The organism is Methylobacterium aquaticum (assembly GCF_016804325.1).
In the GTDB taxonomy this organism is placed as follows: Bacteria; Pseudomonadota; Alphaproteobacteria; order Rhizobiales; family Beijerinckiaceae; genus Methylobacterium; species Methylobacterium aquaticum_C.
On sequence record NZ_CP043627.1, the window covers coordinates 2157867 to 2180191 of the forward strand.

General features: G+C 70.7%; 17 protein-coding genes and 1 pseudogene. 11 read left to right on the forward strand and 7 right to left on the reverse strand.

From position 1 onward, the window contains the following. The first annotated feature begins 45 nt into the window (after window positions 1-45). Window positions 46-624: an NADPH-dependent FMN reductase gene (locus F1D61_RS09615; protein WP_203157643.1), complete on the forward strand. Its 579-nt coding sequence runs from the start codon at window positions 46-48 to the stop codon at window positions 622-624. A gap of 334 nt (window positions 625-958) precedes the next feature. Here the strand turns inward: F1D61_RS09615 and F1D61_RS09620 are convergent, their stop codons facing one another. From F1D61_RS09620 to pcaF, 3 genes are all read right to left on the reverse strand, one after another. Then, the gene (locus F1D61_RS09620; RefSeq protein ID WP_203157644.1) at window positions 959-2002 is read right to left on the reverse strand and encodes a KpsF/GutQ family sugar-phosphate isomerase; all 1044 of its coding nucleotides are present in this window, start codon (window positions 2000-2002) and stop codon (window positions 959-961) included. A gap of 131 nt (window positions 2003-2133) precedes the next feature. Beyond that, window positions 2134-3081, reverse strand: coding sequence for a helix-turn-helix transcriptional regulator (locus F1D61_RS09625; protein ID WP_203157645.1), 948 nt, complete (start codon window positions 3079-3081; stop codon window positions 2134-2136). Between the two features lie 339 nt (window positions 3082-3420). Next, window positions 3421-4635 (reverse strand): 3-oxoadipyl-CoA thiolase, encoded by a 1215-nt coding sequence (gene pcaF / locus F1D61_RS09630; protein WP_203157646.1) that lies wholly within the window; start codon window positions 4633-4635, stop codon window positions 3421-3423. Between the two features lie 167 nt (window positions 4636-4802). On the opposite strand from pcaF, the gene F1D61_RS09635 reads away from it, so the two are divergent. The 5 genes from F1D61_RS09635 to modA all read left to right on the forward strand — a co-directional run bounded on the left by F1D61_RS09635 (window position 4803) and on the right by modA (window position 11868). Continuing rightward, entirely contained in the window at window positions 4803-5171 is a 369-nt protein-coding gene (locus tag F1D61_RS09635) for a hypothetical protein (RefSeq protein ID WP_203157647.1), read from the forward strand. 270 nt (window positions 5172-5441) lie between these two features. Beyond that, window positions 5442-6644: an efflux RND transporter periplasmic adaptor subunit gene (locus F1D61_RS09640; RefSeq protein WP_432443237.1), complete on the forward strand. Its 1203-nt coding sequence runs from the start codon at window positions 5442-5444 to the stop codon at window positions 6642-6644. 13 nt (window positions 6645-6657) lie between these two features. Next, window positions 6658-9831, forward strand: a complete 3174-nt coding sequence (locus tag F1D61_RS09645; protein ID WP_203157648.1) for an efflux RND transporter permease subunit — start codon at window positions 6658-6660, stop codon at window positions 9829-9831. A gap of 166 nt (window positions 9832-9997) precedes the next feature. Further along, window positions 9998-10792, forward strand: coding sequence for a pentapeptide repeat-containing protein (locus F1D61_RS09650; protein WP_203157649.1), 795 nt, complete (start codon window positions 9998-10000; stop codon window positions 10790-10792). 296 nt (window positions 10793-11088) lie between these two features. After that, complete coding sequence (modA, locus tag F1D61_RS09655; protein WP_203157650.1) at window positions 11089-11868, forward strand: molybdate ABC transporter substrate-binding protein; 780 nt, start codon at window positions 11089-11091, stop codon at window positions 11866-11868. A 253-nt stretch (window positions 11869-12121) separates the two neighbouring features. On the opposite strand, the pseudogene F1D61_RS09660 reads toward modA, so the two are convergent. Further along, a pseudogene (locus F1D61_RS09660) lies at window positions 12122-13122 on the reverse strand (4-hydroxyproline epimerase). A 247-nt stretch (window positions 13123-13369) separates the two neighbouring features. Between F1D61_RS09660 and F1D61_RS09665 the strand changes: the two are divergent. Continuing rightward, window positions 13370-14080: a carbonic anhydrase gene (locus tag F1D61_RS09665; protein WP_203158995.1), complete on the forward strand. Its 711-nt coding sequence runs from the start codon at window positions 13370-13372 to the stop codon at window positions 14078-14080. Between the two features lie 49 nt (window positions 14081-14129). Next, window positions 14130-14396, forward strand: a complete 267-nt coding sequence (locus F1D61_RS09670; protein WP_203157651.1) for a hypothetical protein — start codon at window positions 14130-14132, stop codon at window positions 14394-14396. Window positions 14397-14590: 194 nt separating this feature from the next. Here F1D61_RS09670 and F1D61_RS09675 read toward each other — a convergent pair whose 3' ends face one another. Further along, entirely contained in the window at window positions 14591-15844 is a 1254-nt protein-coding gene (locus F1D61_RS09675) for a GGDEF domain-containing protein (protein ID WP_203157652.1), read from the reverse strand. Window positions 15845-16683: 839 nt separating this feature from the next. Here F1D61_RS09675 and F1D61_RS09680 point away from each other — a divergent pair. Together F1D61_RS09680 and F1D61_RS09685 are read left to right on the forward strand one after the other, a co-directional pair. After that, the gene (locus F1D61_RS09680; RefSeq protein ID WP_246775947.1) at window positions 16684-17850 is read left to right on the forward strand and encodes a multidrug effflux MFS transporter; all 1167 of its coding nucleotides are present in this window, start codon (window positions 16684-16686) and stop codon (window positions 17848-17850) included. Window positions 17851-17905: 55 nt separating this feature from the next. Next, window positions 17906-18430 (forward strand): DoxX family membrane protein, encoded by a 525-nt coding sequence (locus F1D61_RS09685; RefSeq protein ID WP_203157653.1) that lies wholly within the window; start codon window positions 17906-17908, stop codon window positions 18428-18430. 25 nt (window positions 18431-18455) lie between these two features. Here the strand turns inward: F1D61_RS09685 and F1D61_RS09690 are convergent, their stop codons facing one another. Both F1D61_RS09690 and F1D61_RS09695 read right to left on the reverse strand, forming a co-directional pair. Further along, a complete protein-coding gene (locus F1D61_RS09690; RefSeq protein ID WP_203157654.1) occupies window positions 18456-19622 on the reverse strand; it encodes a PAS domain-containing protein in 1167 nt (388 codons plus the stop codon). 380 nt (window positions 19623-20002) lie between these two features. After that, window positions 20003-20704: a response regulator gene (locus tag F1D61_RS09695; protein ID WP_203157655.1), complete on the reverse strand. Its 702-nt coding sequence runs from the start codon at window positions 20702-20704 to the stop codon at window positions 20003-20005. Between the two features lie 542 nt (window positions 20705-21246). On the opposite strand from F1D61_RS09695, the gene F1D61_RS09700 reads away from it, so the two are divergent. Then, window positions 21247-22254 carry an extracellular solute-binding protein gene (locus F1D61_RS09700; protein WP_203157656.1) on the forward strand — a complete coding sequence of 336 codons (1008 nt, stop codon included), beginning with the start codon at window positions 21247-21249 and terminating at the stop codon, window positions 22252-22254. Window positions 22255-22325: the final 71 nt, after the last annotated feature.

Sequence of the window (22325 nt, forward strand, 5' to 3'; positions counted from 1 at the left end):
TGGTGTTAGACTCCGGGGAGCGTCCTCGCTTCCCGGAGTCCCGCCATGTCGCTCGTGTTCCCGGTCATCCTCGGTTCGGTGCGCCAGGGGCGCAACGGCCTGCGCGCCGCCCGCTACCTGGTCCAGGCCCTCGAATCCCGTGGCCACGAGGCGCCGCTGGTCGATCCGGCGGAACTCGCCCTGCCGCTGCTCACGCGGATGTACAAGGAATACCCGAAGGGCGAGGCGCCCGAGCCGCTGGAGCGGCTCGCCGCCCTCTATCGCCGGGCGGACGGGTTCGTGGTGGTCTCGGCGGAGTACAACCACAGCATCCCGCCGGCCCTCTCCAACACCCTCGACCACTTCCTGGAAGAGTATTTCTGGCGCCCCTCGGCGATCGTCTGCTACTCGGCCGGCCGTTACGGCGGCGTGCGGGCGGCGATGCAGCTGCGCGCGATGCTGGGCGAGCTCGGCACGCCGAGCATCCCGTCGCTGCTGCCGATCCCCGAGGTCCACAAGGCGCTCGACGAGGAGGGCCGCCCGCTCCAGCCCTGGCTGGAGCGCCCGACCGGCCGCTTCCTCGACGAGCTGACGTGGTACGCGGAGGCCATGCGGGAGAAGCGGCGGGGCGGGGTGCCGTATTGAACGATCGGACTGAAAAGCTGCAAGAGCCTGGTGGGGCGGCGTAAGTCCGCCGTCCGATCGACCGTCCCACCCTCTGCCTCATCCTGAGGTGTTGGTCGATCGAAGATCGATTGACCTCGAAGGAGGGCTCCAGGGATCGCAGAGATGTCTGGAGCCCTCCTTCGAGGCCGCTGCGCGGCACCTCGGGATGAGGTTCGAGGGTGGGAGGGACCGAAGGGCCGCCCGCGCCTCTGTTGGAGCATTTCCGACGACGTGGATGCCGGTTCGTCGGAGAAAATGCGGTAAGATCAAAGACCTGGAGAGCTTCGCGATTGCAGCGCAATCGTGACGTGCTCTAGACCACGCCCGCCCGCAGGATATCGTGGATGTGCAGGATGCCGACCGGTTTCCCGCGCTCCACCGCGAACAGGGCGGTGATCTGGCTGCGGTTCATCAGTTCCAGGGCAGCGCTGGCGAAGGTGCCGGGGGTGGTGGTGATCGGCGCCGGCGTCATGATCTCCTCGACCCGGCGGGCGAGGAGGTCGCTGTGGCCGTCGCCGCGGCTCATGTGGCGGCGCACGTCGCCGTCGGTGATCATGCCGACGAGCCGGCCGGCCTCGTCGACGATGCCGGCGCAGCCGAAGCGCTTGCCCATCACGGCGATCAGGGCCTCCGAGACCCGGATGCCGCGGGGCACCAGCGGCATCTCCTCGCCGGCATGCATCAGCTGGGTCACGGTCTTGAGCCGGGCCGCGAGCTTGCCGCCCGGATGGAAGACCTTGAAGTCGCTGGCCGAGAAGCCGCGGCGCTCGAGCAGGGCCACCGCCAGCGCGTCGCCGAGCGCGAGCTGGATCACGCTCGACGAGGTCGGCGCGAGGTTGTGCGGGCAGGCCTCCTTCACCAGCGGCAGCGGCAGCAGGATGTCGGCGGCCTGGCCGAGCGTGCTGGCCGGGTTGGAGGTCATGCCGATCAGCGTCACGGCGAAGCGCCGCGAGAAGCTGATGAGGTCGCCGAGCTCGGTCGTCTCGCCGGACCAGGACAGCGCGATCACGATGTCCTGCGAGGTGATCATGCCGAGGTCGCCGTGGCTGGCCTCGCTCGGATGGATGAACGAGGCCGGCGTGCCGGTGGAGGCCAACGTCGAGGCGATCTTGCGCCCGATATGGCCGCTCTTGCCGATGCCCGACACGATCACCCGGCCGGGAATGTCGTGGATCGCCGCGACGGCGGCGCCGAACCCGGCCTTCAGCTCGTTGTCGAGGGCACGGGCCAGCGTCAGGAGCGCTTCCGCCTCGGTGCGGACGCTGCGGATGGCGGAGAAATGCGCCGCCTCGACCACCTGGCCCGCCCCACCCTCGTGCGCCGCCTCGTAGCTCTCGGCCCGGTTCGAACTCTCCATCGTGCTCCTCGACCCCGACGCGTCCCGTGGTGATCGGGAAGCCTGCCGACTCATTTGCGGCCAGAATGCGTGTGGTCGCCGGTCGAGCCGGCGATTTTCACGCCGGCCGGCCCGGTTGTGGCACCCGGGCCTCAGCCGTGGCGCCGCGCATTCCCGAGATAGCCTTCGACCATTCCGGTCAGCTCGGCGGCGGTCTCGGCGACGGTGTGGTCGGCGGTGTCGATCACCGCCCGGGCGCGGGCATAGAGCGGCTCGCGGCTCATCAGCACGGCGCGGATCTCCCGCAGGGCGTTGTCGCTGTCGGGCATCCGGGCCTGGACGAGGCCCTTGGCCGCCTGCTCGCGCACCCGGTGGATGTGCTCCTCCGGCCGCGCCTTGAGCCAGACGGTGAAGAACGAGGACAGGAGCAGGTCGAAGGTGACCGGCTCGGCGACGATGCCGCCGCCGGTCGCCAGCACCATCGGGCCCGGCCGCTCGGCGAGGCTCCGCAGGGCGGCCTGCTCCAGGCGGCGATAGGTCTCCTGGCCGTAGATCGCGAAGATCTCCGCCACCGACAGGCCGTTCTCGCGCTCGATCTCGCGGTTCAGCTCGACGAAGGTCCAGCCCATCCGCTCGGCGAGGATCCGCCCGAGGGTCGACTTGCCCGCACCCCGCAGGCCGATCAGCGCCACGCGCTGCGTCGGGCCCTCGCCGGGCGCGGCCGCGCCGGACAGGATGCGCTTGGCCTCGGCGATCTGGTCCGCATTCGCCTTCGCCAGGAGGTCGCGCACCACCGGCCAGTCCGGCGGGCTCTCGACCGCGGCGATCAGGTCCTCGAGCCGCACGCCCATGGCGAGCGCCACCCGGCGCAGCAGGATGATCGAGACGTTGCCCTGGCCGCCCTCGAGCTGGGCGATGTAGCGCTCGGAGAGCCCCGAGGTCTGCGACAGCACCTTGCGCGACATCGCCCGCACCGCCCGCATGGTGCGGACGCGCTGGCCGAGGACGGTCAGGAACTCGGCTTCCGCGTCGCCGGCCTCCGGGCCGTCGGCCTCGTGGGAATCCTCCGCGTCCGGGCGCGATCCGGTCTTGCTGGGCATGGCAGGCCTCACCGGGACGAAGGGGCGAAACGGCGGCTCCGTTCGGACGACGGACGAGCGGGGCCGTTGGGGAAAGCGTGGCGGGTCATCGGGGATCGCATGAGGGATCGCTGGGGGGACCGCTTGCGCCGCGGGATCCGTCCCGCGGAGGCGGGCGCATCGTCCGCGCGGGTCCTGGGGAAGGGGCGAGACTGGTTCATACTTAAACCATGCCACGCGGGCCTGCCATGGTGCAGTGCGGCACGATGGGACTTTCGTCCCCCGATGCGCGTGCCCCCGCCGATGCGGCCGGGAGCGGGGCGGGAATCCCGCTCCGCTCCACAACCGAGGATGGCCCGATCAGCCGACCCGTTCGACCGCCAGCGCCACGCCCTGCCCGACGCCGACGCACATCGTCGCGAGGCCGAGCCGGCCGCCGGTCCGGCCGAGCTGCAGGGCGACGCTGCCGGCGATGCGCGCGCCCGACATGCCGAGGGGATGGCCGAGCGCGATGGCGCCGCCGTTCGGGTTCACGTGATCGGCGTCGTCGGGGAGGCCGAGGCCGCGCAGGCAGGCGAGCGCTTGCGAGGCGAAGGCCTCGTTCAGCTCGACGGCGTCGAAATCGGACGGCTTGAGGCCGAGCCGGGCGCAGAGCTTCTCGACGGCGGGAATCGGGCCGATCCCCATGATGCGGGGCGGCACGCCGGCCGAGGCGAGGCCGAGCACCCGGGCGATCGGGGTCAGGCCATGGCGCTCGGCGGCCTCGCGGGTGGCGAGCACCAGGGCGGCGGCGCCGTCGTTGACGCCGGACGCGTTGCCGGCGGTGACCGTGCCGTCCTTCCTCACGAAGGGCTTGAGCTTCGCCAGACCCTCCGCGGTGGTGTCGGCCCGGGGATGCTCGTCGCGCTCGACCTTGACGTGGCCGCCCTTGCGGTCGGGAATCTCGACCGCGACGATCTCGCCCGCGAAGGTGCCGTCGTCCTGCGCCCGGGTCGCCCGGGCTTGCGAGCGCAGCGCGAAGGCGTCCTGGTCGGCGCGTCCGATCTGGTAATCCTCGGCGACGTTCTCGGCGGTCTCCGGCATCGAATCGACGCCGTACTGGTGCTTGAGCACCGGGTTGATGAAGCGCCAGCCGATGGTGGTGTCGTGGATCTCGGCCTGGCGCTGGAACGCGCCCTCGCTCTTGCCCATCACGAAGGGCGCCCGGGTCATCGATTCGACGCCGCCGGCCACCGCGAGGTCGATGTCGCCGGCCCGGATCGCCCGGGCGGCCGCCCCGACCGCGTCGAGGCCCGAGGCGCAGAGGCGGTTGAGAGTGAGGCCCGGCACCCGCTCGGGGTAGTCGGCGAGCAGCAGGGCCATGCGGGCGACGTTGCGGTTGTCCTCGCCGGCCTGGTTGGCGCAGCCGAGAAATACCTCCTCGACCGCCTCCTTCAGGGCCGGGTTGCGCCGGGCCAGCTCCGCCAGCGGCACGGCGGCGAGGTCGTCCGCCCGGACCTTCGCCAGCGCGCCGCCGTAGCGGCCGATCGGCGTGCGCACGTAATCGCAGATGTAGACGTCCCGCGGCGCGCTCATGGCATTCTCTCCCGATCTCGATTTCACGACCTCGATTTCGAAAAATCGGTACGGCGATGCGCGGCTCCGATCAAGCCCGCGGGCCGTCCGCCCGGATCCCGCCGCGTCCCTGACAGAATGTCGCGGCGCCTTGTGCGGTGCGGTCGGAACCCCCACTGTTCCGCTCTGTGACCGGTCGTCTCTGGACATCTCTCGCGCGTCTCTGCGCGACCGCCCTCGTCGGCCTCGGCTTCGCCCTCCTGGCGATGTCGTCGGCCGATGCCGCCTCCGGCCGACCGCAGCCGGTCCTGCGGGCGGCCCACGGCGCGTCGCCGATGCAGAGCCTGCACGCGCATTGGGTGAAGAGCCCGGCCTGCACCCTCACGGCGACCGGCGTCGACACGCCCCGCCCCGACGATGGCGGCGCGGCGAGCGCGACCTTCGCCTGCCCGCCCGAGAACCCGATGGCCGGCGAGGCGGCGCTCCTGCCCCCGCGCAGCCTCGGCATCCCGGTCCAGGCCGGCGCCGCCCTGCCCGAGCGCCCGCCGAAGGCCTGAGCGCGACGGTCCCCACGTCGTTCCCGACAAGGCCGCTTCCTTAACGGAACCCGGCGCACCGTCACATCTCCGCCTCGGAACCTTGCGAGCCTCGCGAGCCGTCGTCGCCTCCCGGCAGTAGCGCCGAGGCGCGTATCGAGGCTCGCCCCGCGAGCCCCGTCCGACCTTTGCCTCGAGGCTCGCGCCGCGAGCCGACCCGACCTTTGCCTGGACGCCCGGCGGCGCGATCGCGCCCCGGCCGTGTCCTCCTTGCGCAGGAAAGACCGCCCCGTGATCCAACGCCGCCGCATCCTCCTTGGAGCGACCGCCCTCTTCCTCGGGCTCGCCGCCTGCAAGCCGGCCCAGCAGGCCGCCACGCCTGCGGCGCCTGCCGCCCCGCCGGAAGTCTCGATCGTGACGGTCAAGCACCAGCCGATTCCCTACGAGCGCGACCTGCCGGGCCGGGCCGCGCCGACCCGCATCGCCGAGGTGCGGGCGCGCGTCGCCGGCCTCGTGACCAAGCGCACCTTCGAGCAGGGCAGCCAGGTCAAGGAGGGCGACATCCTCTACAAGATCGACCCGATGCCGTTCCGGGCCGACCTCGCCAGCGCCGAGGCGGCGCTGGCCAAGGCCGAGGCCGCCCTGGTGCTGACCCGCCAGCAGGCCGAGCGCCTGGAGACCCTGCTGTCGCGCCAGACCGCGAGCCAGGCCCAGTACGATGCCGCCTTCGCGGCCCAGAAGCAGGCCGAGGCCGAGGTCGCCGGCGCCAAGGCGGCGCGCGACCGGGCCCAGCTCAACCTCGGCTACACGGATGTGCGGGCGCCGATCTCGGGCCGCATCGGCCGGGCGCTGGTCACGGAAGGCGCGCTCGTCGAGCAGGGCGGCGCCAGCAACCTGGCGACGATCCAGCAGCTCGATCCGATCTACGTCGACATCACCCAGTCGGTCGGCGAACTGAACAAGCTGCGCCGGGATCTCGCCAGCGGCGAGCTCGACCGCCTCGCGCCGGATGTCGCGAGCGTGCGCGTCATCATGGATGACGGCTCGCTCTATCCCGAGCCCGGCCGCCTGCTGTTCTCCGACGTGACAGCCGATCCGAGCACCGGCCAGGTGACGCTCCGCGCCGTGGTCCCGAACCCGCATGGCGAGCTGTTCCCCGGCATGTACGTGCGGGCGCGCATCAAGCAGGGCATCGATTCCGACGCCATCGCGGTGCCGCAGCAGGCGGTGCACCGCTCCAACGACGGCCGCGCCCAGGTCTGGCTCGTCGGGCCGGACCAGAAGGTGGTGCTCCAGCCGGTCGAGGTCGGGCCGGTGGTCGAAGGCCAGTGGGTGATCCGCGACGGGCTGAAGGAGGGCGACCGGGTCGTCGCCGAGGGCTTCCAGAAGATCGTCGCCGGCACCCAGGTCGCGGCGGTGCCGTTCGAGACCACCACCGTCGCGTCGGCCGGGTCGGGGTCGCACCCCGCCCCCGCCTCGACCGAACAGCGCTGAGGAGACCACCACCTTGGCCAGCTTCTTCATCGACCGGCCGGTCTTCGCCTGGGTCGTCGCGCTGTTCATCTGTCTGGGCGGCGCGCTCACGATCCCGATGCTGCCGGTGGCGCAGTACCCGATCATCGCGCCGCCCTCGATCGCCCTGTCCACCGCCTTCCCGGGCGCCTCGGTGGAAGATCTCTATACCGGCACGACCCGCCTCATCGAGGATGAGCTGAACGGGGCGGCCAACATCCAGAGCTTCGAATCGGCGAGCGACTCGTTCGGCGTCGTCGAGATTACGGCGAACTTCGAGCCGGGCACCGATCCGGGCTATGCCGGCGTCGAGGTGCAGAACCGCCTCAAGCGCGTCGAGGCGCGCCTGCCGGCGGAAGTGCGCCAGCAGGGCATCCTGGTCGAGGAGGCCTCGGCCGCGACCCTCAACATCATCACCCTCGTCTCCAAGGACGGGTCGATGGACGAGGTCGCGCTCGGCGACTTCCTCATCCGCAACGTCATCAACGAGATCCGCCGCATCCCGGGCGTCGGGCGCGCCACCCTGTACTCGACCGAGCGCAGCTTGCGGGTCTGGATCGACCCCGACAAGCTCCGCGGCCTGTCGCTCAACGCCGCCGACGTGACCCAGGCGATCACCCGCCAGAACGTCCAGATTGCGTCGGGCGCCGTCGGCGCCCAGCCGAGCCCGGAGACCAACGCGGTCAACTACCCGATCGTCGTCAAGGGCCAGATGCGGGCGCCCGAGGAGTTCGGCGCGGTGGTCCTGCGCGCCAATCCCGACGGCTCGACCGTGCGCCTGCGCGACGTCGCCCGCATCGAGCTCGGCGGCGAGGACTACAAGTTCACCACCCGCCTCAACGGCGGACCGGCGGCCGGCATCTCGGTGACGCTGGCGCCGGACGGCAACGCGCTCGACACCGCCAAGGCCATCCGCGCCAAGATGGTCGAGCTGTCCCAGTTCTTCCCCGACACGGTGAAGTGGGACATCCCCTACGACATCACCCCCGCCGTCGAGGCTTCGATCGAGAAGGTGCTCCACACCCTCGTCGAGGCGGTGGTGCTGGTGTTCATCGTGATGTTCCTGTTCCTCCAGAACATCCGCTACACCCTGATCCCGACGATCGTGGTGCCGATCGCGCTTCTCGGCACCTGCACGATCATGCTGCTCGCCGGGTTCTCGATCAACGTGCTCACCATGTTCGGCATGGTGCTGGCGATCGGCATCCTGGTCGACGACGCGATCGTCGTCGTCGAGAACGTCGAGCGGATCATGTCCGAGGAGGGCCTGTCGCCCAAGGAGGCGACCCGCAAGGCGATGGGCCAGATCACCGGCGCGATCATCGGCATCACGCTGGTGCTCGTCGCGGTGTTCATCCCGATGGCGTTCTTCCCCGGCTCGGTCGGCATCATCTACCGCCAGTTCTCGATCGCGATGGTGACCTCGATCGCCTTCTCGGCCTTCCTGGCGCTGTCGCTGACGCCGGCGCTCTGCGCCACGCTGCTGAAGCCCATCGAGGCAGGGCACGGTCACGCCAAGCGCGGCTTCTTCGGCTGGTTCAACCGCATCGTCGACCGCGAGACCGCGCGCTACGGCCGCGGCGTCGCCTGGGCGGTGAAGAAGTCCGGCCGGATGATGGTGGTCTACATGATCCTCGTCGCTGGTACGGCCTACGCCTTCGTGCGCCTGCCCGAGGGCTTCCTGCCGGTCGAGGACCAGGGCTTCTTCACCGTCGACATCCAGACCCCGCCGGGCTCCTCCTTCAATCGCACGCTCGCCGCGGTGAAGAAGACCGAGGAGCACCTCTTGGCCCAGCCGGGCGTGGCGACCGTGACGATCGTCAACGGCTTCTCGTTCTCCGGCCAGGGCCAGATGACGTCGCAGGCCTTCGTGACCTTGAAGCCCTGGTCGGAGCGCGGCAAGGACCAGTCGGCGGCGGCTCTTGTCGCCGGCACCAACAAGGCGATGGCGGGCTACCGCGACGCGGTGATCCAGGCGCTGGAGCCGCCGCCGATCGACAACCTCGGCAACGCCTCGGGCTTCAGCTTCCGTCTCCAGGACCGGGCCCAGAAGGGCTACGCCGCCCTGATGGCGGCCCAGGAGCAGTTGCTGGCGATCGCCCGCAAGAGCCCGATCCTCAAGAACGTCTACGTCGAGGGCCTGCCGCCCGCGCCGCAGGCGGAGCTCGTGATCGACCGCGAGAAGGCGGCGGCGCTCGGCGTCAGCTTCGCCGACATCAACGACACCATCCAGGTCAATCTCGGTTCGGTCTACACCAACGACTTCCCCAACCGGGGCAAGATGCAGCGGGTGATCGTCCAGGCCGAGGACAACCAGCGCCTCAACGCCACCGACCTCCTGAACTACGGCGTCAAGAACCAGCAGGGGACGATGGTGCCGATGTCGTCCTTCGCCCACCTGAAATGGAGCGTCGGCCCGTCCCAGATCATCGGCTTCAACGGCTACCAGTCGGTCCGCTTCACCGGCGAGCCGGCGGCGGGCTTCACCTCGGGCGAGGCCATCGCCGAGATGGAGCGGCTGATGACCCAGCTGCCGAAGGGCTTCGGCTACACCTGGACCGGTCAGTCGCTCCAGGAGAAGCAGGCCGGCTCGCAGGCGACGCTGCTGCTGGCCCTCTCGGTGCTGATCGTGTTCCTGTGCCTCGCCGCGCTCTACGAGAGCTGGTCGATCCCGCTCGCGGTGATGCTCGTCATCCCGCTCGGCGTGATCGGCTCGGTCGCCGGCGTGCTCATCCGGGACATGCCCAACGACGTGTACTTCAAGATCGGGCTCATCACGATCATCGGCCTGTCGGCCAAGAACGCGATCCTGATCATCGAGTTCGCGCGGGAACTCTGGAAGCCCGGCACCAGGCTCGACACCGCCACGGTCGAGGCCTCGCGCCTGCGCTTCCGCCCGATCGTGATGACCTCGCTCGCCTTCATCTTCGGCGTCGTGCCGCTCGCCATCGCGACCGGTGCGGCCTCGAAGAGCCAGCAGGCGATCGGCACCGGCGTGATGGGCGGGATGATCTCCGCTACCGTGCTGGCGGTGATCCTGGTCCCGGTCTTCTTCGTCGTTGCGATGCGGTTCTTCCAGAGGAAGCGCGTGCGCGAGGAGAACCTCGAGGCGGCGCCGGGGGCGGTGCAGGCACCGGAGCCGGCGCGGGACCACGCGCATAGCCACTGACCGACTTCGCGCGGGCCGGCTCATCGAGCCGGCCCGCGCACTCAGCCGTTCCTCGGCCGTTCCTTGGCCGTTCGTGCCCCTCGCGTCGGGAAGGCCGCGATGCTCTATTGCGGACAATCAGCGAGCGCCCGATTCACCGGCGCCGCATCCCGACGGGAGTGAACCGATGCGCGCCCTGACCCTTCTTGCCGCGCTCGCCGCCTTGGCCGCAGGCCCGGCCGCCGCCGAGCAGGACATGCTGCTCGGTGCCGACATGGCCTCGCCGGCGATGACGCGGGCCGAGATGAGCCGGGCCGACGTCGAGGCGCTGATCGCCCGGGGTGGGCCGGTCGACCTCTCGGGCAAGTCCCTGTCCGGCCTCGATCTCTCCGGCCTCGACCTGCGGGGCACCAACCTGCGCACCGCGCGCCTGAACAAGGCCCTTTTGCGGGGTACCGATCTCAGCGGTGCCAACCTCGAACAATCCTGGTTCCTCAAGGCGGACCTCTCCGGCGCCAAGCTCGCCGGCGCGCGGATGTTCGGCATCATGGCGCGTGACGCGAATTTCAGCGGCGCCGATCTCAGCCGCGCGGTCCCGATCGGCGACTTTCGCGGTGCCAACCTGAGCGGGGCGAATCTCGCCGGTCTGAAGGGCGGGGCCGACCTCAAGAACCAGTCGATGGGCCTGATGCGGACGGTGTTCGTCTCGGTGAACCTCACCGGCGCGAACCTCCGCGGCGCCGATCTCGGCCGCGCCCGGCTCGACTATGCCGACCTGCGCGGTGCCGACCTCAGCGACGCGGTGCTGCTGGGCGCCGATCTGTCGGGGGCGAACCTGACCGGCGCGACCGTGTCCGGGGCGGAGTTCAAGAACGCCGATGTCGGCGGGGCGCAACTCGTCGATCTGAAGGGCGAGGATAAGGCCAGGGACTGGACGGCGCGGGTGAATGCGGACCGGGCGATCACGCGGGCGAGCCGGTGATCGTGACATGAAGAGGATTCCATTAGCCGCCTGAGATCCTGTTCGATTGATCTCGACAGTCTCGAAAATCCTCTTCGTCATTCCGGACTCCGCTTTCGCGGCCCCGGAATGACGCGGTGAGAGTGAGGTCCCTATCGACTGATGATGTTGCTCGGATCGGGCATTGCTCCAGCCGATCTGGGCCTGACCGTCATGGCCCTCTGGCCGCCCTGTCATGAGTCGCAGTTGGCCGGCGCCGCACGCGCCGGCATAGTCTGCGCCGGCCGACCACCGGTCGCCACGAGAGGATTCCTCCCATGCGCCGCACCCGCGCCCTCTGGGCCGCCTGCCTCTTCCTCCTCGCAGGCCAGGCCTCGGCCGCCGAACCGACCACGGTCTTCGCCGCGGCGAGCCTGAAGAACGCCCTCGACGCGGCCGGCCAGGCCTTCACGGCGGAGAGCGGCCTTCCAGTGCGGGCGAGCTACGCCGCCTCCTCGGCGCTGGCGCGCCAGATCGAGCAGGGCGCGCCCGCCGATCTGTTCGCTTCCGCCGATCTCGAATGGATGGACTACCTCGCCGCCCGCAAGCTGATCCGGCCCGAGACCCGGGTGAACCTGCTCGCCAACCGCCTGGTGGTGGTGGCGCCCAAGGATGCCAGGGTGACCGAGGCGGCATTCACGCCGGACTGGTTTTCGCTGACGCTCGGCCCCGACGGGCGGCTCGCCACCGGCGAGGTCAGCTCGGTGCCGATCGGCAAATACGCCAAGGCGGCGTTCGAGAAACTGGGCCTGTGGGCGCAGGTGCAGCCGCGGCTCGCCCAGGCCGACAACGTGCGGGCGGCCCTGGCGCTGGTCTCCCGCGGCGAGGCGCCGCTCGGCGTCGTCTACGAGAGCGACGCGAAGTCGGATCCGGGCGTGAAGGTGGTGGGGGTCTTTCCCGAGGGCAGCCACCCGCCGGTGGTCTATCCCTTCGCGGTCACCGTTGAGGCGAAGGGCGACGGGGGCGCGCGCTTCCTCGCCTACCTACGGAGCAAGGCCGCCCGGCGCTTCTTCGAGGCGCAGGGCTTCACGATGATCGGGGAGGGGGCGTCGCAATGACGATTCCACACCTCCGAGCCTGTCTCATCGGCGAGGCTCGCCCCGCATGCGTCCCTTTCTCCCCATTCGCGACCTCATCCTGAGGTGCCGCGTAGCGGCCTCGAAGGAGGGCTCCAGGAATCTCAGAGACTTCTGGAGCCCTCCTTCGAGGTCAGTCGATTGATGATCGACCAACACCTCAGGATGAGGTGGAGGGTGGGAGTTCGCGGCCTCTGTCCAGGATCCTGCGGACGAAGCCGATCGAAGGAGGTACTCACGCCAGCTGGAACCCGAAGGCGAGGGGATCGCGCTCGTCGACCAGGATGGTGTTGTGCCCGATCACCCGGGCCCAGCCGCCGATGCTCGGGCGGATGGCGGGGCGTCCGCCGACCTCGGCCGCCGCCTCGACCCGGCCGTGGAACAGCGTGCCGATGATGCTCTCGTGGACGAAGTCGTCGCCGACCTTCAACAGGCCCTTGGCGACGCGCTGCGCCATCCGGGCCGAGGTGCCGGTGCCGCAGGGCGAGCGGTCGATCCCTTGTCGCCGTAGAACACGGCGTTGCGGGCATGGGCCTCGGGGTGCTTCGGGCCGTCGGCCCACATCACGTGGCTCAGGCCCTGGATGCGCGGATCCTCCGGGTGGACCGGGGCGACGGCCCGCTGCACCGCCTCGCGCACGCGGGGGCTCAGCGTCAGGATGTCGGCGGAGGTCATGCCGTCGAGGCCGGCCCACCCGGCCTGCGGCTCGACGATGGCGTAGAAGTTGCCGCCATAGGACACGTCGACGGTGAGCGGCCCGAGCCCCGGCACCTCGACCCGCACGCCGGCGGCGTGCAGGTAGCTCGGGATGTTGTAGAGCCGGACCTCGTCGACGAAGCGGCCGTTGCGGCGATACTCGACCTCGACCTTGCCGGCCGGTACTTCGAGGGACAGGCGCCCCTCGACGCGCGGCACCACGAAGCCCTGCTCCAGCGCCACCGTGACGGTGCCGATCGTACCGTGGCCGCACATCGGCAGGCAACCCGAGACCTCGATGAACAGCACGCCGAGCTCGCAATCCTCCCGCGACGGCGGATAGAGGATCGAGCCCGACATCGCGTCGTGGCCGCGCGGCTCGAACATCAGGGCCCGGCGCACCCAATCGTGCTCGGCGACGAAGATCTGCCGCTTCTCGCCCATCGGCACGTTGGGCAGGACCGGGCCGCCGCCGGCGACCACCCGCACCGGGTTGCCGCAGGTATGGGCGTCGACGCAGAGGAAGGTGTGCGGATGCATGGCGGGAGCGGTCTCCGGGAAAGCGCGGACGCCCCTTCGTCGCAGAATTCGCCGCGCCGTCATAGCGCACCGCGAACGGCCACGATGACGGCCGGACCTCTCATCCCGCCGCGAAGCCGGGCCAGATGACGCAGAGGGAGAGGCCGGGCCCGAGGCAACCGGCCGGCGCCTGTCACGTTCCCTGCACGGTGATGCGGTCCCGACGGGGCCGACACGATCGTGCCCCAGCGAAAGGAGGTTGCCGATGATGGACAATATCGTTCAGGGTTTCACGCAGTTCCGCGAGCAGGTGTTTCCGAGCCAGCGCTCCGTCTATCAGCGCCTCGTCCATGACGGCCAGAAGCCGAAGGCCCTGGTGATCTCCTGCGCCGATTCGCGCGTCGTGCCGGAGCTGATCACCCAGGCGGGTCCGGGCGAGCTGTTCGTCACCCGCAACGTCGGCAACATCGTGCCCCCCTTCGCCACCATGCTGGGCGGCGTGACCGCGGCGGTCGAGTATGCCGTGATGGCGCTCGGCGTGCGCGACATCGTGATCTGCGGCCACTCGGATTGCGGCGCCATGAAGGGCCTGCTCACGCCGGGCCTCGCCGAGAAGATGCCGAATGTCGGCGCCTGGCTGCGCCACGGCGAGGCGGCCCGCAAGATCGTCTGCGACGCCTATCCCGACGACATCGACGACAAGCGCCGCCTCCACGCCCTGGCGATGGAGAACGTGCTGGTGCAGCTCAACCACCTGCGCACCCATCCGGCGGTGGCGAGCGCGCTCGCCTCGGGCCAGCTCACCCTGCACGGCTGGCTGTTCGAGATCGAGACCGGCCACCTGCTGGTCTATGACGGCGAGGCCGGGCGCTTCGTGGTCCTGGCCGAGGAGGACGAGCTGCCGGTGGCCGAGACCTCGTCCGCGCCGCGGCTCGCCGCCTCCGGCGTGGGAACACCCGAGGTCCGCGCGGCCGAGTAAGCGAGCCGGCGGATTGACAGGCGGGGAGCGGCGGGTGAGGACCCTCGGCATGGCCGATTTCCGACCCGACCGCTCCCGCGATGCCGCCTTCGCGTGGATCGCCGCCGCCGCCACCCTGGCGACGATCCTCGTGGCCCATGTCGCACCAAGCCGCGGCCCTGCGGCGCACCCCGTCGCGATGTCGCCGGCCGAGGATCCCGGCTGCCGCGAATGGACCGATTCCTGCCGCGTCTGCACCCGCGGCGCCGACGGGGTCCACTGCTCGACGCCGGGCTTCGCCTGCCAGCGGGAGGCCCTGCGCTGCACCGGGCGCTGACCCGCCCCTGCGGCTGCTCGCATGGGTCCGGTGGGCCTTCGGGTGTTCCTGAGGCGGTCTTCGGGTCTTAAGACCAACGGTCGTTGAAAACGACCTTTGGTTCCATTCTCGAATTTTCGTCAAGCCTCTGGCTTGGCATAGACAATTCGATATGGGTCAATGGACCGGTGCGTCAGCACCTTGGGCCAGTGGTATTAGGCGATGTTGGCGATCACCGACACCGACGGGATCGCCGCCACCGCGCCGTTGCCCTCCGCCAGGGCGTAGCCGTTCCGTCCCCGTCTCTTGGCCCGGTAGAGCGCCTGGTCGGCCTCCGCGAACAGCGCCTGCCGAGACCCGGGGGCGCCTGCATCCTTCAGCGCGACGCCGACGCTGATCGTGACGATTCCGACGCCGTCCGGACGGCTCGGATGGGGGATGTCGAGCGCCGCGACGGCGCGCACCAGGGCGGCGGCGAACCGGACCGCCTCCGGCGCTCCGGCATCGCGCAGGGCGAAGGTGAATTCCTCGCCCCCGAAGCGGGCGGCCAGGATGTCGGGCTGGATCCCGGTCACCGTCTCGGGTCCCGGCACGAAGGTGGCGAACAGGGCCGCCACGCGGCACAGGCAGGCATCGCCCTGCGGGTGCCCCAACGTGTCGTTGAACGGCTTGAAGTGATCGATGTCGATCATCAGCAGGGCGACGGCGCGCTCGCCGGCGCACCACTCCTCGGTGGTCTCGTCGAGGAGGCGGCGGTTCGGCAGGCCGGTCAGGGCATCGGTATGCGACAGGCCCTGGTAGCGCTCCCGCGCCGCCTCCGCCGCCTCGGAGACGGATTGCGCAGCAAGCACACGAAGATATTCGATGCAGCGCTGCCGTTCCATGCGGAAGTTCGCGTAGAGGGAGAACACGCAGCCCGTCCCGTACTGGACCGGCAAGGCGAGCTGCAATTCGGGATCGAGCCCGTTCTTCGTGCACACGGCCAGCGTCGCGAACAGGAACGCGAACGCCGTGAAGACCAGCGCGTGACGAAAGCGGAGTGCCAGCAACAGATTGCCGTAGATGACGACCAGGATCGACTCACCGAACGTGAAGACGCCGAGCGGGGCCGTGGTCAGCCAGAACAGCAGCATCGGCATCACCATGGAGCCGATCAGGCCGCCGAGCACGAGCATCTCGCGCATCGCCGATCCGTTCCGCGACAGCATCCAGGCCAGGGCGAGCGAGGCCGGCGTCACCACGAGCAGGCGGACCACGACGCTCAGCTCGAAGATGTCCGGCATGAGCCAGATGGCGGTGAAGTTGTAGATGTTGTAGAAGATCAGCCCGACCAGGATGAGCTGCCGCAGGGCGGTCGTCCGCTCCCGGCCATGATCCGCCTCGTATCGCGCGTCGGTCGGGGCATCGAAGCGCAGCAGCCAGTCCAGGCGGCCGGTCTCGTCGAACTCTGCGGGAATGCCGGCAGCCAAGATCGTGCTCTCCTGTGCCGCGCCCGCGACCGGGTCCTCTCTCCTTAGGTCAGAATCGCTACTTGTTCCTTAATGGTGCGGCATAGCGAAGACGATCGTGTTCCCGAGGCCGGTCTCGCGATACGAGGGCAAGTCAAGATCGCGCTGTCGCCATCCCGGGGCGAGACCTCCCACACGGCGCCCCCGGTGCCGATATCCGACCACGGGAAGCTCACAGGCAGCACGCCGGCCCGGGCGGTCCGCTCCATCACCGCGGCGTCGATCGAGATCTGCAGCGCGCGCGGCGTCCGGCTTCTCGAGGAAGCGCGCGACGACGCGCGCTCCGTCCGCACCGGCCTCGCCCGGCAGGAGGCGCCGGCTGGATGTAGCCATAGGCGGTGGCCGGATGAGTCGGCGCGATGCCGGGCGTCCTGACGTGACCGGCCTTCGATCGGCGTGGTCGGCTATGAGGATCGGCACCAACCCCTGCGGGTGGCGGCGTGGCGCGCCGCGACGGCGACCGCCGGGGCGGAATCGCGCCGGCAGGGATCGAGCAGGATGTCGGCGCCGCCGCCCTGCGCGAACGCCGCGCCCCGAGGGCGGAGGAGTGCCGCATCGCAGCCATGCCGCGTCCCGCCTTGCGGGTCCGGCGGGCCTGCGTCACTGCTCGGCGCCGTTGCCGGCCGCCTTTCCGCGAGAGCCGGCCCCTCGGGATAATTATGGCAAGCAGCGCGAGCGGCGGGGCGACCGAGCCCGAGACGGCCGAGCCCAAGAAGACCGAGCTCGAGGCGACCGAGCTCGAGACGACCCGGGCCGAATCGGCCTGGGCCGGGCCCGGCTTCGTCGAGTTCGTGGCCCTGATGGCGCTGATGATGGGCCTGACCGCCGTCACCATCGACAGCTTCCTGCCGGCCTTCCCGGCGATCCAGCACGATTTTTCGGTCCAGGACCCCAACCGGCTGCAGCTCCTGGTCTATGTCTACATGCTGGGCTTCGGCACCGCCCAGCTCGTCTACGGCCCGGTCTCGGACGGGACCGGGCGGCGCCCGGCCCTGATCGCGGGCATCGGCATCTATCTCGCCGGCAGCGTGCTCGCCATGCTGGCGCCGAGCTTCGAGGTGCTGCTGCTGGCCCGCGCGATCCAGGGCGTCGGGGGAGCGGCGGGCCGCGTGCTCGCGGTGGCGATCGTGCGCGACCGCTACGAGGGGCGCGACATGGCCCGGGTCATGTCGTTCTGCATGATGGTGTTTCTCATCGTGCCGATTCTGGCGCCCTCGCTCGGCAGCCTCGTCCTGTTCGCCGGCAGCTGGCGGATGATCTTCGGCCTGATGCTGGCGCTCGCCCTCGTCACCCTGGCGTGGTTCGGCACCCGCCTGCCCGAGACCCTGCACCCGGCCTTCCGCCGGCCGGTCTCGGCCCGGGCGATCGGGGCGGGCATCGCCGTCACGGTGCGGACCCGGGCCTCCCTCGGCTACGCCACGGCGCTCGGCCTCACCACCGGCTGCATCATGGGCTATGTCGGTTCGGCGCAGGCCGTCTTCGATACCGGGCTCTACCATCTCGGGGCCCTGTTCCCGGTCGCCTTCGCGCTGATCGCCGGGGCGATGGGCGTGGCGACGCTGATCAATGCCCGCCTCGTGCGCCGCCTCGGCATGCGGCGGCTGGCCCATGGCGGCACAATCGGGCTGTTCCTCGCCGCCTGCCTCCAGCTCGCGCTCGTCCTGGCCTTTTCCGGGACGCCGCCGCTCTGGCTTCTCATCGTCACCCTGGCGGCGTGCCAGTTCCTGATGAGCTTCGCGATGCCGAACTTCAACGCCCTGGCGATGGAGCCCCTGGCGGCGATCGCCGGCACCGCCTCCTCGTTCCTCGGCTTCTACACCACGCTGCTCGCGGCCTTCTGCGGCCTCGTCGTCGGACAGTCCTTCGACGGCACGGTCACGCCGCTCGCACTCGGCTATTGCGCCTTGAGCGGATTCGCCCTTGCCACGGTGCTGTGGACCGAGCGCGGCCGGCTGTTCGCCCGGTAGAGCCCCCTTAACCGGTCCCGCGCCACCGTCCGGCGAACGGATGAAGGGGCTCGGGATGGCTGCGCGCAACGATGGAATCCTGCTCGCCGGACGGCTGCTCCTTGCCGCCGCCCTGCTGCCGGCGGCGATCGGGCGGGCGCTCAACCCCTCGGGCTTCGCCCTCACGCTCGCCGGAACCGGCATGCCGTACCCGAACGCCGTCGCGACGGCCTCGGTGGTGATCGGCATCTTCGGCCCGCTGCTCGTCCTGCTCGGGCTGCTGCCGCGCCTCGTCGGCCTCGGTCTCGCCCTCCACGCCGTGGTGGCGGGCCTGCTGCTGCACCGGTTCTGGGAGTTCTCCGGCGCCGTCGCCCGGATCGAGCAGGAGCTGTTTCTCGCCCAGCTCGGCCTCGCCGCCGGCTTCGTGCTCTATGCCGTCACGGGGCCGGGCGGCTGGAGCTGGCAGGGCTGGTGGCACGGGAGCGAGCGCGGGACCGCACCGGTGGCCAAGGATCCGGCTCCCAGGGAGTCGGCTCCGAAGCCGCCCCGCAAGCGGGCCGCCGCGCCCCGCGGGCCCCGCCCGGCCAAGGCCGCGGCCTGAAGCCCCCGAGAACGGGACGGCAGCGTCAGGCCGACAACCGCCGCTCCTCGGCGGGGTGCGAATCGACGTAGCGGCCGGAGATGTCGCAGGCGACGCCGATCAGCCGGGGGCGGCCGTCGGAGGAGGTCATCAGGCTGCCGCGGGCCGAGATCCAGCGGATGCCGTCCTCGTGGACGATGCGGTACTGCGCGTCGTAGGTGCCCTCGCCCCGCAGGGCGGGCTCGAGGCTGGCGAGGACGGCCGGCAGATCGTCCGGCACCACCATCGCCAGGAAGAGCTCGTCGAGCGATCCCGTCGTCACGCCCATCAGGTTCGCGCCGAATTCCGAGCAGGTGACCTCCCGGGTCGCCACGTCGACGTCCCAGGTCATCATACCGGCCGCCGCGACGGCGAGGCGCAACCGTTCCTCGCTGGTGCGCAGGGCCTCGGCGGCGCGGATCTGCTCGTCGATGTCGGCCATGGTGCCGACCCATTCCCGGATCGTGCCCTCGGCGCTCTCGAGCGGCACCGCGCGGCCGAGCATCCAGCGGTATTGGCCGCCGACGTGGCGTACCCGGTAGGTCGCGTCCAGCGGCGTGCCGCTCTGGCAGCAGGCGCGCCACAGGGCCTCGACCGCGCCGCGATCCCCCGGATGCAGGGCGTCGAGCCAGCCGAAACCGGAAAGCTCGGCATCGCTCAGGCCGGTGCGCGAATTCAGGCCGAAGGTCTGGATCAGGCCGCCGTCGGGGCCCGACCGCCACTCCACCGCCGCGCTCGCCTCGACCAGCGCGCGATAGCGCTGCTCGCTCTCCTGCATGCCGCTCAACGCCGGCTCCCGCGAGCCGGCTGGCGAGGATGGTCCCGACGCCGGGGCGATCTGCCGGAAGCTCGGCTCGTAGCGGCCCAGCGGCAGGTCGATGCGCACGTCGAGCGCGCAGGCGGGGTCGGCGTAGATCTGCTGCAGCACCTGGCGCAGGCGCCGGGCCTCGACCCGCACGATCGCGTCCGTCGCCGGATCGAAGCTGGTCGAGCGGCCCAGCGCGTCGGTCGCGATGGTATAGGACTTGAGCAGGCTGCCGCGTCCCGCCAGGCTCTCGCGCACGACGTAGGACAGGAAGGCGGAGAGCTGCGGCGATTTCCTCAAGGGGGGCAGGTTGAGCAGGGCGTCCAGGGTCGCGTGGATGCTTTCCGTTCCGATCGCTTCCCGATCCATCACTCTTTCCCGTCGCCTTCCGTCGCGCGGCTGCGCTCCATCACGCCGCGATCGCACATTCGACCGGTGAAGCGAGCACTTGTCACCGCCTCCCCCACACACGGGAAGGTGATACGAAGACGGGCTACAGTGTCAAGTTAAAATAAGTTTTAGTGTCCTGCCCCAGGGGAAGTATCCGGAGGGCGCGGCATTGCCGGAAGAGGTCCGGGACGGGAGTGATTCGGTCCAGCCGGACAGAGCATTGAGCGAAAGGTCAATGCTGCCTTGTCGCCACGTCGCCGGGCCCGGCTTGTTTGCAGGCTTCGGCACCCGCTTCTTTTCCTGATCGTAACGCCGAGCGGCCCGACCGCGATCGATCGGTCAAGATCGACTGGCGAAGATCAATCGGCCAGGAGCCGTGCCCCGACCACCGCCGCCGCGGCCCGGTTCTGCACCCCGAGGCTGCGCAGGAGCGCCGCCATGTGGACCTTGACCGTGCCCTCGCCGAGCTGGAGCCGCCGGGCGATCTCCTTGTTCGAGCGTCCCTCGACCAGGAGCGCCAGCACGTCGCGCTGGCGCGGCGTCAGGTCGGGGATGCGGAGCTGGCGCCCGTCCTGCCGCCCGTCCGGACGTCCGTCGAAGGCGGGACTCCGCGACTCGAGCGCCGGGCGCGGGCCCGCCCCGTCGAGCACCGCCAGGGAGGCCGGCACGAAGACCTGGCCGTCGAGGACCATGCCGACGGCCCGGGTCAGCTCGGCCGAGCCGATCCCCTTCGGGATGTAGCCGTGGACCCCGACCTCGAGGGCGGTGAGGATCTTGTTGCGCTCCGTCGAGGCCGAGACCACCGCCACCTTCACGGCCGGGAAGCATTCGCGCACCGCGCTCAGGCTGCCGGGGCCCTCCATTCCGGGCATCGCCAGGTCGAACAGCGCCAGGGTCACGGCGCCCCGGCGGGTCGAGAGCTGATCGACGGCGGCGTCGAGGGAACCGGTCTCGACGACCTCGGAGAAGCCGAAGTTGCGGGTCAGGATCGCCACCACGGCGAGGCGGAAGAAATCGTCGTCATCCGCGATCAGGGCGACTGGCGGAGTCGGTTGGGTCATACCGTGGCGTCTCTGGAAACGGTCCGTGCGGCCGTCATCCTAGAGCAAGTCGGGGGCGGGTGGGTACCCTCCCGGCACGGAATAACTGGCAATATCAACGACCTATCGTACGGTTCGGCGTCGTCGCGAGGGGGCCGTGGCGAAAACGGCGCTGCACCATCGTGCCGGCTTCCCGTGTGCGCGGGCCTTTCGGCCGCCGCGCTGGTCTTTCCGCCGCGCCATGCGGCGCGTCATCGCACCGTCGCAGGGACTTCCGGTTCCGGATGGTGCCGGTATCGGGGTCGGCTTAAAGCAGATGCATGTCGGCACGCCGACGCTTCGCCCGTTCGGACCTGTGTCGTGCCGCGGGTGTTCATCGCGAGACGGGCCACGACTTTCGCGACACTTGATCGGGGCCGAGCGGCTGCGGCGAAGCGAGAGGGAGCGCGGTGCGGAAGGCGGCATCGGCGAGTGGGAGGAGGGCAGGCCGCGCGGCTCTCCGGCGGTTCCGGGCCTCGCTCGCCCTCGCGCTCCGGGGTCGTGCGCTCCGGGGCCTTGCACTCTTGATCCTCGCGCTCCCGGGCCTCGCCGCCTGTCCGGCGCCGGCCGCGGCGGCGGACCGCACCCGGCTCGTCGCCTACACGGCCCTCGAGATCGAGCAGCTCGACCCGATCCGTCGGGCGATCGAGGCGGCGGTGCCGGACGTCGAGATCGCCTGGCTGCGGGCCTCGACCGGCATCGTCACCGATCGGGTCCTCGCCGAGCGGGACGCGCCGCAGGCCGACCTCCTCCTCGGGATCGCCGCCACCAGCCTGCTGCAATTCGAGGCGGCGGGCCTCCTCGATCCCTACCGCCCCGCGGGCGTCGAGGCGCTGCGGCCGTTCTTCCGCGACCCGATCCCGCCCTACAGCTGGACCGGGATGGACGCCTATCTGGGGGTGATCTGCTTCAACGTCGAGGTCGCGGCCCGCCACCGGATCACCCGCCCGAGCTTCTGGCGCGACCTCCTCGGCCCCGCCCTCGCGGGGCGGATCGTCATGCCGAACCCGGCCACCTCCGGCACCGGCTACCTCCTCGTCGCGGGCTGGCTGCAGAGCCTCGGGGAGGAGGCGGGCTGGGCCTACATGGACGCGCTCCACGGGAACGTCGCCGCCTACCTGCCCGGCGGCTCGGCCCCGTGCCGGGAGGCCGCGTCGGGGGCCGCCGCCGTCGGCCTCTCCTTCGACATGCGGGCCGCGGCCGAGAAGGCGTCGGGCGCGCCCATCGACATCGTGGTACCGGTCGACGGCACCGGCTGGGAGGCGGAGGCCTTCGCGGTCGTCGCCGGCCGGCCCCATCTCGCGCTCGCCCGGCGGGTGGCGGACTGGGCGGCGAGCCGCGAAGCCAGCGCCCTCTACGCCCGCAGCTTCGCCATCGTGGCCCATCCCGGCATTGCCCGCCCGGGCCCGCACTACCCGCCCCATGCCGAGGCGCGGATGATCCGCAGCGACCTCGAGTGGATGGCCCGCAACCGGACCCGCATCCTGGCCGAGTGGCGCCGCCGCTACGGCGCCAAGGTCCGCGAGCGCTGATCCCTCCCGGCGACCTTTATTTCTCCATCCTGCGGTATCAGACCCCTCGGGGCAGCCGATCGCCCGCGCGG

Excerpts from the sequence above, each read along its gene's own strand:
- F1D61_RS09615 (WP_203157643.1), top strand. The coding sequence starts at position 46 with ATGTCGCTCGTGTTCCCGGTCATCCTCGGTTCGGTGCGCCAGGGGCGC.
- F1D61_RS09620 (WP_203157644.1), bottom strand. The coding sequence starts at position 2,002 with ATGGAGAGTTCGAACCGGGCCGAGAGCTACGAGGCGGCGCACGAGGGT.
- F1D61_RS09625 (WP_203157645.1), bottom strand. The coding sequence starts at position 3,081 with ATGCCCAGCAAGACCGGATCGCGCCCGGACGCGGAGGATTCCCACGAG.
- pcaF (WP_203157646.1), bottom strand. The coding sequence starts at position 4,635 with ATGAGCGCGCCGCGGGACGTCTACATCTGCGATTACGTGCGCACGCCG.
- F1D61_RS09650 (WP_203157649.1), top strand. The coding sequence starts at position 9,998 with ATGCGCGCCCTGACCCTTCTTGCCGCGCTCGCCGCCTTGGCCGCAGGC.
- modA (WP_203157650.1), top strand. The coding sequence starts at position 11,089 with ATGCGCCGCACCCGCGCCCTCTGGGCCGCCTGCCTCTTCCTCCTCGCA.
- F1D61_RS09665 (WP_203158995.1), top strand. The coding sequence starts at position 13,370 with ATGGACAATATCGTTCAGGGTTTCACGCAGTTCCGCGAGCAGGTGTTT.
- F1D61_RS09670 (WP_203157651.1), top strand. The coding sequence starts at position 14,130 with ATGGCCGATTTCCGACCCGACCGCTCCCGCGATGCCGCCTTCGCGTGG.
- F1D61_RS09680 (WP_246775947.1), top strand. The coding sequence starts at position 16,684 with ATGGCGCTGATGATGGGCCTGACCGCCGTCACCATCGACAGCTTCCTG.
- F1D61_RS09685 (WP_203157653.1), top strand. The coding sequence starts at position 17,906 with ATGGCTGCGCGCAACGATGGAATCCTGCTCGCCGGACGGCTGCTCCTT.
- F1D61_RS09690 (WP_203157654.1), bottom strand. The coding sequence starts at position 19,622 with ATGGATCGGGAAGCGATCGGAACGGAAAGCATCCACGCGACCCTGGAC.
- F1D61_RS09695 (WP_203157655.1), bottom strand. The coding sequence starts at position 20,704 with ATGACCCAACCGACTCCGCCAGTCGCCCTGATCGCGGATGACGACGAT.